2 protein-coding genes are annotated in these 1,370 nt (G+C 59.0%); one reads left to right on the forward strand and one right to left on the reverse strand.

All coding sequences use genetic code 11. The annotated features are described in order from the left end of the window. Positions 1-389 (forward strand): hypothetical protein (locus tag EOA24_RS42610; RefSeq protein WP_210213651.1); only part of this gene is annotated, 389 nt, incomplete at its 5' end. A 394-nt stretch (positions 390-783) separates the two neighbouring features. Here the strand turns inward: EOA24_RS42610 and EOA24_RS37970 are convergent. Beyond that, positions 784-1,370, reverse strand: a 587-nt coding sequence (locus tag EOA24_RS37970; protein ID WP_245501964.1) for a hypothetical protein, incomplete at its 5' end; no start/stop codon positions are given.

The following is a 1,370-nucleotide window of genomic DNA, read 5'->3' on the forward strand; positions in this document are numbered from 1 at the left end:
TCGATGTGCACCGCTGGCTCCCAGCTCAGGCTGTCGGGAGAGGGTGGCGGAACCCGGCGAGCAAAAACATCGGAATCGAGGGTGTAAACCCACGGAATTCCAAATCCTCTCCACTCCATCTCCCTCAAGCCGCCAATTCGCTCCCATGGGATCGTGAGAAGGCCGAAAAGCGCAGCTTCGACGGCCGGCGGGAGGCCTGTTTTGTGCGGTTCAATTCGCCCAAAATCCTGCCCGAGATTTACGAACAGCCCAGGCAGTCGTCTCCCCTCAGGGCCCTTGTCGTCGTGCGTCACCTGCTCCTCGACGACGAGCCAGTTAAACTGCGAGAAACGTCCGCTATCGAACGACCAATCTCTGTGGGCGCGGTGAAGAAGCTGAACGTCGAATAGCTGCTCAAGCTCGGTCGCAGAAAAGCGCCGCACCTGGTTCGGACCGAAGGAGATCGCCGGAAGGTCTGATGCCAGATCAAGCGGGCACAGGTACAGCCGCCTGGACGTAGTGCTTCTTATTGCCTTGTCGAGTCGGTCCGCAATTTCGGTTGCACTGCTGCCAGACCGGAACCCTCACCACCGACAAGACAAGCCAAGCCGAGCTGCCGCAGCGCCGAGGCCAGCGAAAACCGTAACATGGAGCCAGATCTGATATGGGGGTATCGAGTCTGACAAAGCTCCACAAAACGCAGAAAAGCCGGCGCGTTTTGCAGGTGATTGACGTCCGTTGCCGGCGCCCGGGCTAATTGCTCCAGTTCGTGGAGGATACCGACAGGGGGGTCAACCGTGACGTTCATGATGATCGTGGTTGCGCTGGAGTTCGATAGAGGATGATCCGCCCGGTTGGTAGAATCTGGGTAAGCAAATCAAAATCACGGACGTTGCCGGTCAACACGTTCGCACCCAACTGACGCGCCTGCAGGAATACGAGGGCGTCATTGACGAATCGGCGCTCGTGTCCCTCCCCCTTGGGTAAATTGCTCAGCCGAGAAAGCAGGCCCGCCAACACGCCTGCCTGCCCCCAGATGGCAGCGTCGGGCGCATGAAGTCGGTGCGCCGGTATGTCCTCTACCGTCGCCTCGACCGTTTCGAGGACCGCCTTCGTCGAACCATGCTTTGGGTCGAGCCTACCAAATGTGTGAGTCAGCTCGGACAGGCAGACAGAGGAATGGTGGCATAGGCGATAGGTAAGCAGCTTATCGACTTCAACCGGCGATCGACCCTGCAGCACATCCAGATAGACGCTGGTATCCAGAAACAGCGGCCCCCCGATCGCGGGTTCGTCAGCAACCCATGGGAGATCCTCATCGGCCCGGCGCTCAAGTGTTCCGGTGTGCTTTTGGGGCTTTAGCGAACGGAGGGTCTCAGAAAGATCAAATC

The organism is Mesorhizobium sp. M2A.F.Ca.ET.039.01.1.1, assembly GCF_003998035.1.
Taxonomy (GTDB): Bacteria; Pseudomonadota; Alphaproteobacteria; order Rhizobiales; family Rhizobiaceae; genus Mesorhizobium.